Origin of the sequence: Ensifer sp. NM-2 (assembly GCF_003024455.1) — a bacterium.
In the GTDB taxonomy this organism is placed as follows: domain Bacteria; phylum Pseudomonadota; class Alphaproteobacteria; order Rhizobiales; family Rhizobiaceae; genus Ensifer; species Ensifer canadensis.
The window spans coordinates 20523-27145 of record NZ_PVZR01000041.1; the positions used below are offsets into that span (position 1 = coordinate 20523).

At 55.5% G+C, this 6623-nt stretch carries 6 protein-coding genes and 3 pseudogenes; 8 read left to right on the top strand and 1 reads right to left on the bottom strand.

Annotation, left to right across the window (positions count from 1 at the left end; translation table 11 throughout):
• Positions 1 to 31: 31 nt before the first annotated feature.
• The 8 genes and pseudogenes from C6558_RS37880 to C6558_RS37920 form a co-directional block, all read left to right on the top strand.
• Complete coding sequence (locus C6558_RS37880) at positions 32 to 1864, top strand: FAD/NAD(P)-binding protein (RefSeq protein WP_107028757.1); 1833 nt, start codon at positions 32 to 34, stop codon at positions 1862 to 1864.
• 266 nt (positions 1865 to 2130) lie between these two features.
• Positions 2131 to 2368: pseudogene (locus C6558_RS37890) on the top strand (transposase); the annotation flags it as partial.
• Positions 2364 to 2708: pseudogene (locus C6558_RS41285) on the top strand (LysR family transcriptional regulator); the annotation flags it as partial. The pseudogenes C6558_RS37890 and C6558_RS41285, both read left to right, overlap by 5 nt.
• A gap of 489 nt (positions 2709 to 3197) precedes the next feature.
• Complete coding sequence (locus tag C6558_RS37900) at positions 3198 to 3797, top strand: nitroreductase family protein (RefSeq protein ID WP_107028759.1); 600 nt, start codon at positions 3198 to 3200, stop codon at positions 3795 to 3797.
• A gap of 170 nt (positions 3798 to 3967) precedes the next feature.
• Positions 3968 to 4384 (top strand): VOC family protein, encoded by a 417-nt coding sequence (locus tag C6558_RS37905; RefSeq protein ID WP_107028760.1) that lies wholly within the window; start codon positions 3968 to 3970, stop codon positions 4382 to 4384.
• Between the two features lie 147 nt (positions 4385 to 4531).
• Complete coding sequence (locus C6558_RS41290) at positions 4532 to 4732, top strand: type II toxin-antitoxin system RelE/ParE family toxin (RefSeq protein WP_305765391.1); 201 nt, start codon at positions 4532 to 4534, stop codon at positions 4730 to 4732.
• Entirely contained in the window at positions 4716 to 5018 is a 303-nt protein-coding gene (locus C6558_RS37915) for a DNA-binding transcriptional regulator (protein ID WP_107028761.1), read from the top strand. Before C6558_RS41290 ends, C6558_RS37915 begins: the two co-directional genes overlap by 17 nt.
• 292 nt (positions 5019 to 5310) lie before the next feature.
• Positions 5311 to 5577: pseudogene (locus C6558_RS37920) on the top strand (transposase); the annotation flags it as partial.
• 298 nt (positions 5578 to 5875) lie between these two features.
• Here C6558_RS37920 and C6558_RS37925 read toward each other — a convergent pair.
• Positions 5876 to 6623: HEPN domain-containing protein (locus tag C6558_RS37925; RefSeq protein ID WP_107028762.1), on the bottom strand; the 748-nt coding region annotated here is incomplete at its 5' end.

Genomic DNA, 6623 nt, shown 5'->3' on the forward strand with positions numbered 1-6623 from the left:
GTTTCCAAATAATCGTTAAATCGGAAATTAAATGACAATTTTTGAATATTTTCCTCGATCGGAGAAAAAGGCCAAAAAATCAGTCGCGGTGGTAGGCGACGGGCCGACATCTCTCTACTTCCTCAAACATGTCATCAAAAATCGCTCAACCGATCTGCAAGTAACGTTCTTCGGCGCTTCGAAGCGCGTCGGGGTGGGCATGCCCTATGAGGCATCGCTTGTCGGATGGGAAAATCTGGCCAACATCGCCTGTGAGGAGGTACCGGATCTGCAGGTTTCACCGCATGAATGGTTGTCGAGCCAATCCGACAGTTGGCTTCTCAAATACGGTGCGGACAGGCGTCTGATCGGGCCGGCCTTTATCCCGACACGGCATTTGCTTGGAGAATACCTTGAAAGTCAGTTCCAGTCTCTGCTCTACAGTGCGGCGAAGATCGGCATCCCGATCACTTGTATGCGTCGTACGCTGGTGACGGATCTCGTCCCTTTGGACGGCGGCGTCAATGTCCTCTACCGTAATGCTGGTTCCCGGGAAGATGAGACAATGTACTTCGACCACGTCATTGTGGCGACAGGCCATTCTTTTCCCGAGACGGATAGTCCATCAGGGGATGAACAGGCAGCACGCGTTCTGTCATCGCCATGGCCGGTTGCCAAGCTTGAAAACATCAGCGCCCGGAAGATCGGTCTTATCGGGTCGTCGCTTTCAGCGGTCGATGCCTGTCTGACTTTGGCGAGGAACAATGGCACATTCCGCCGGGACTTCGATGGTCGCCTGACCTACACTCCAAATCCTGATGCTGCGGCCCTGAAAATCGTCATGCACTCGCGACGGGGGATGCTCCCACCCGTAAGGTATCATTTTGAGTTCCCGCGCTTCGAGATGCATTCCTACGTCGGCGAAACCGAAATTCGCGAGCACATGAGAGAAAACAAAGGATTTCTCTCTCTCGATCACGTGTTTGACAATGTTTTTAAGAGCGTCTTGAAAGGCAAATCTCCGGAATTCTTCAAAAAGATTGAAGGAATGAATCTGGAGGCGTTCGTCGCTTTCATCGAAGATCGTCGGCGTATCGATACACCATTTGAACTACTCAAGGAAGACTACTTAAACTCCGTCGCATCAAGCCGTGACAGGACTCCGATATTCTGGCGAGAAGTTCTTGACGATATCACCTATACGTTGAATTTCTATACACGCTATCTCAACCGGGCAGATCGGACCCGCCTGGAAAAATATTTCATGCCGCTTGTCACGTATCTTGTCGCGGTTCTGCCGCAGCAGTCGTGTGAGCATCTGCTGGCATTGCGTGCGGCGGGATGCCTCGATCTCGTGCGCATTGGTGATGATCTCAGTATCGAGGAAACGGGGGGCGAGACGGTCGTCGCGTTCAGCGATCCGGCTGGCGACGGCATGAAGAGGCTTTCCTACGATCTCATCGTAGACTGCCGGGGACAGAAGCCGATTGATGTCAGCAGCTTTCCTTTCAGGACATTGGTGAATAAAGGGGCCGTCCGACAAGCAAGGCTTACGACAGATGCAGGGAGCGTTGAAGAAGGCGAGCTCATGCTTCGCGGGATCGATGTCGATGAAAACCTGCGACCGCTCTCGAAGAGTGGGCCGCCGACGCCGGGCCTCTACATACTGGCATCGCCGATTATCCACGGTCATTACCCCTATCACTCGGGACTTCCGTTTTGCAATGAGGTGGCGCGTATCGCTGCTGCCGACCTGCATACGAAAGCCCTGAGCCGCAACGGCAGGCGGACGGCCGTTCAAATGGAATTAAACGCGCTTGACGGGCGCGCGCTCCGGCCATCCAACGGCAAGTTTCAGGAGGTGTTGTCCAATGGGAATGCATGACGTCCAGAATCTGGTCGTGCATGGGCGGCCGGCCGTTCGCGCAAGGTTTCTTGTAGGGCAGGATGGGCGCGGCGGCTGGATCGTCCAAGATCGCCTGGGACACGTCGGAGGCATTTTCGTTTCTCAGTCCGCCGCGTTCCAGTTCGCCCTCCATGAGGCCGCAGACGACCGCACTCAGGTGCGACTTGCGGACAACGGTGAGGTCATTGAACTCTGGCCAGGGACGCTTTGAATATTCAATCTTGGCACCGCGTCGTCGTCCCTGAATGCTCAAACGCCAGGGCGGCTTTCGACTGTTCCTGGACGGCGGCCGCGTCAAAATCGGCACCAGCCTGGTCGAAAACGCAATCAGAAGCCCGGCCACGAACCGCTGCAATGCACTCTTTGTCGGCCGTGATGAAGGCGGCCGCAACTGGACCGCTTGCCAGGCTGATTGGAAGCGACATATGAATGGTGTTGAGCCTATTCTATTTGCGCGATCTCTTTGTCAGCCTTGCAAATGGAACTTGAGGATCTGTGAATTCCATCGAAGTTGCTGATGCGATGGGGTATCGTCAGCGGCGCTGCGACTGGGCATCTTCAGACAGTACGCAGCCAGAGTTTCTGCCAAATCGGATGTCGCGCGCGAAACGATGCTGCCGGCGGTGAGGTTCGAGGTCGCATGCGCGTAGTCGCGCCACTGTCATTTTGTCCGACGCATTGTGCTCACGATCTCTCTAAGAATGGCCTATCGACACCCACAACTACATATCCAATCTTCCTATACGGATCGCTTTCTAGGCTTTGTCGGAGAAGGTCTTGATTGCGCAATTCGGGTACGTCACCTTTGCCAGATTCAAACCTTCGCAACGACTGGTGACTGACGATCTCGTCGGGTGTTTCTGGGACGGCCACGAGTTGGTTAAACGGCGTACCGTTCTCCTTTTTGCGACAGAGTTTCGCACTTGCGGAGACTATGCCGTCCGTATTTGCAACGCTAACTTACATGGCATAAATCGCCGAAAATTAGGGTCCGAACACGAAAGGTAAAGTTGGTGGCTGATGTGAGTTGGGAGTGAATGCCCCGCTGCCGTCTTAACCTTGGCGGCGGGGGTTCGGTTCTCCTGGTCCGCGACTCGGCCTTAGCTCTTTCTTGGGCTATTTTGCTGCGGTACGGCTCGTTGGTCTTCCGGTGTTCAGGCTCTTCACAGACGCTGTGATTGCGATAATCGATGCGGCCTCGGTCTGAACGGGTGTCACCCGGACCATCACTGCTACACCGGGCGAACAGGACCATGCTGCCAAGCACTCCATAAATCGTGCGTAGTTTCAACCGTTCCCGGAGAGGATAATCATGACGACCAGCAACAGTCGCGAATCGGAGTATTCGATCGAACCGCTTTTTCTTAATCGCTGGTCTCCCCGCGCCTTCAGCAATGAAACGATGCCGGAGAGGGATCTGCTGACGATCCTCGAAGCCGGTCACTGGGCGCCCTCCTCGTTCAACCATCAGCCCTGGCGGTTCGTCTACGCGCTGCGTGGTTCGGAGCATTGGGATAAATTCCTGGGCCTGCTGATCGAGTTCAACCAGAGCTGGGTGAAGTCCGCCGCCGCTCTGTTATTCGTCGTTTCGCGCACCCATTCAGGCGAGCTTGGCTCGGCCGAACAGAAGCCGATCTACAGCCATTCCTTTGACGCCGGCGCTGCCTGGGCGTCAGTCGCATTGCAGGCTCACCTGTCTGGCTATGAAGCGCACGGCATGACCGGCGTTGATTTTGAAAAGGCGCCTGAGGTCCTCGGGGTTCCAGACGGTTTCCGCGTCGAATGCGCCGTCGCCATCGGCAAGATCGGCGACAGGCGTCAGCTGCCCGAGGGGCTGCGCGAACGCGAAGTGCCAAGCCCGCGCAAGCCGCTTTCGGATGTGGCGTTCAATGGGACCTTTGTGGCGAAGTAAGGCAAAGGTCCTCGGCAGGCAAAAGACAGGCCCGCTTGTCGATGACAGAATTGGTCAGATCTGACACACGCCGCTTGTCGGCCCCCGACATAATCCAGCACTGCCGAACCGGACGTTTCTGATCAACGGCTGCACGTCAAATCGAACTTAAGTTCAAAGCTAGGAATTCCATGACAAATCGCGTCCTTCGCCTCCACCACGTTGGTGTCGTTGTCCAGGACCTGCAGGCAAGCCTTGTCTGGTACCGGGATCACCTCGGGTTCGAGCAACAATATAGTTTTACTTTGCCTGGCGCGCAGGTGACCATGATCGCTCGCGGCGATGCCCGGCTGGAGCTCTTTCAGGTGGAAGGTGCTGCACCGATGGCAAACGAACGGAAAGAGGTTGAAACCATCCTGAAACTCGGTGGCGTCAACCATTTTGGGCTCATTGTGGACGATGTTGACGAGACCGTCGCAGCGCTGGCGGGAAAGGGGGTCGAAATAGTTATACCACCGTCCGCTGTCCCTAACGGTGCCGGCGACCGCTTCGCATACATCCGCGACAACGAGAGAATGCTGGTGGAGTTGTTCCAACCGGTGTTCTGAAGGTTGGCGCTGCGATCGACGATACGGATGACAAAGGTCACTGCGCAAAACCGCGAATGAGATCGAAGCCGGATTGGTCGATGCCAGATTGGGCGGATTTCTTTTTAAGCAGCTCCAGGGCGCGGCAAGCGTGGAAGCTGTCGGACTATCGTCGGCCATCGTCAGGGAGACAGGCTGATTTTCGTGCATGGCTTCGCGAAGAACGACACTGATAATATCACGAAGAAGGAGAAGGAAGTCCTTCGAAAACTATGTGATGTCTATATGCTCGCCGACGACAAAAAGCTCGCTGAGATGATTGAAAAGAAACTGATACTGGAGATTCAGTGCCATGAGCAGAATTCTTAAGAACGTTCATAAGTCTGCTGCGCGACTGCACGAAGCCGGCTTTGTGGACGATGTGACGATGCGAGAGTTCGACGCTCTCTGCCTCCCTCCTCTTCGTAATTATACACCCGAGGAAATCAAGAAAATCCGGAACTCAAACAAGGTCAGCCAGGCCGTGTTTGCTCAGTTCATCAATGTTAAGAAGATCACGGTTGCCGCGCGGGAGCAGGGAACGAAAAAGCCGAGCAGCACGGCTATCAAGATCCTTGATATTGTTGAACGAAAAGGACTGGAAGTGCTGCGATAGCAGCTTGCTGCTATTAAGGAAGGGTTTGCCGCCCTGTGCGGGCATTCTCAATTTCAAGCGACCCGAACGCAATGCCGCATTGGCGCTTGGTGGTGGCTCCTACATAATTTCGGAGAAACGGGCTCACGATTGGAACCGGGCCCAACATCAAACGGAGGTGGCATGAAAGAGGCCGCCCCCGCTGAGAGAACGGATCAGTGAGATGCCAATGATGATCGAGGGACAGTCACGCTTCCAGCCTTTCGGCTTATCCTGTTGGGGTTTTGCAGATCTCAACACGGGAGTTGGAAGCATGACTGCGTCCTATGATTACCATATCGGGGTCGACTACCACAAATCCTATAGCCACCTGGTGGTGCAGGACAGCAGTGGCAAGACGCTCAGATCCGGCCGGGTGAAGAACGATCGCCAGTCTCTGGGTGGTTTTCTCGAGCGGTACCGCGAGAACTCGCATGCCGTCGTCGAGGCGACGCGCAACTGGATGGTGATCTACGACTGGCTCGACGACATTTGTGATGATGTCGTTCTCGCCCACCCAACGGCGCTCGCGGGCGCTGCGTGAAAATCGCGCGATATGGAGCTGCTGTCGCGCTTGCGGCCTTGCTTGCCTACGTGACAGTCGCGGTCGTGAGCAAAGTGATCTGAGATCGAAAAAGGCTCCAGGATCCCACGAGGATGATCTGGAGCCTTCTGTCTGAGCGTTCGACTTCACAGACGCGCCATTTATGGCAAGAAATTCGTGGGTTGCAAGCCGGTCAACGTCAATTGATCTCTGGCAGCCACTTTACATGAACGGCCTGATCCGCGGGTCGGCGCGCCAAATGCCACCCTCTGCTCATGCGAAGATCGGCTTATGCTTAGTCCCGATCCAGATCGTTACTGTCGTTGGCCAGTCGGGAAAGGTGTTCCTCACAGACCAACTTGACGAGGCCGTGGAGAACAGTTGTTCGCTCGATCAGGAACGCGAGCGCTTCGTCGCTGATCTGATAGTGCTTGGAGTACCGCGCCTTCACGTAGGCTTCGTTGATCGTGTTGAACCAGGCGACGTAGCGCTGCCGGTCGTGAGGCCAGGCCTCTGTCAGCCGTCGGTCGAGCTCTTCGGCAAAGCCACGCAACGAACGCAGATTGTGCGTCGGTGGGCCGTAATTCTTCAGGACGAGAAGCACGGTTGAATAGGCATGCTCGATCGCCTGATGTAACTGAAAAGCTGCGAGCGAGGTATCACCTTCGCTTAGGCAAAACCGCGCGACTTTTAGGAAACCTGCAGCATGCGGAAACCGGCTTTCAAAGTGTGCTCGCGCTACCTTTAATTGTTCCGCCGCCGACATCGGGCGCGGCTCAGCCAGTGGCTCGCTGTCGAGCTCATAAAGCACGATGCCTTGCCGGCGGATATCGCAGAAGAACCCGTTGCCGCGTTTCAACTCCTCATTCACCTCGCGCCTGGAATGCACGATGAACGAAACCTGCATGCCCTTCAACAACCGGTCGCTCAACAGCCGGTCGGCGGCGTTGTTCCAGTAGGTCGTAAAGTTGGTCAGTTTGCGATTGTTGACGACGACGAGAATATCGTAGTCGGAGCGATAGCCCTTGCCGGTGTGCTCCTCG

Bases quoted from the DNA above. Each gene is read 5' to 3' on its own strand.
- C6558_RS37900 (WP_107028759.1), top strand. From the start codon at position 3,198: ATGACGACCAGCAACAGTCGCGAATCGGAGTATTCGATCGAACCGCTT.
- C6558_RS37880 (WP_107028757.1), top strand. From the start codon at position 32: ATGACAATTTTTGAATATTTTCCTCGATCGGAGAAAAAGGCCAAAAAA.
- C6558_RS37905 (WP_107028760.1), top strand. From the start codon at position 3,968: ATGACAAATCGCGTCCTTCGCCTCCACCACGTTGGTGTCGTTGTCCAG.
- C6558_RS37915 (WP_107028761.1), top strand. From the start codon at position 4,716: ATGAGCAGAATTCTTAAGAACGTTCATAAGTCTGCTGCGCGACTGCAC.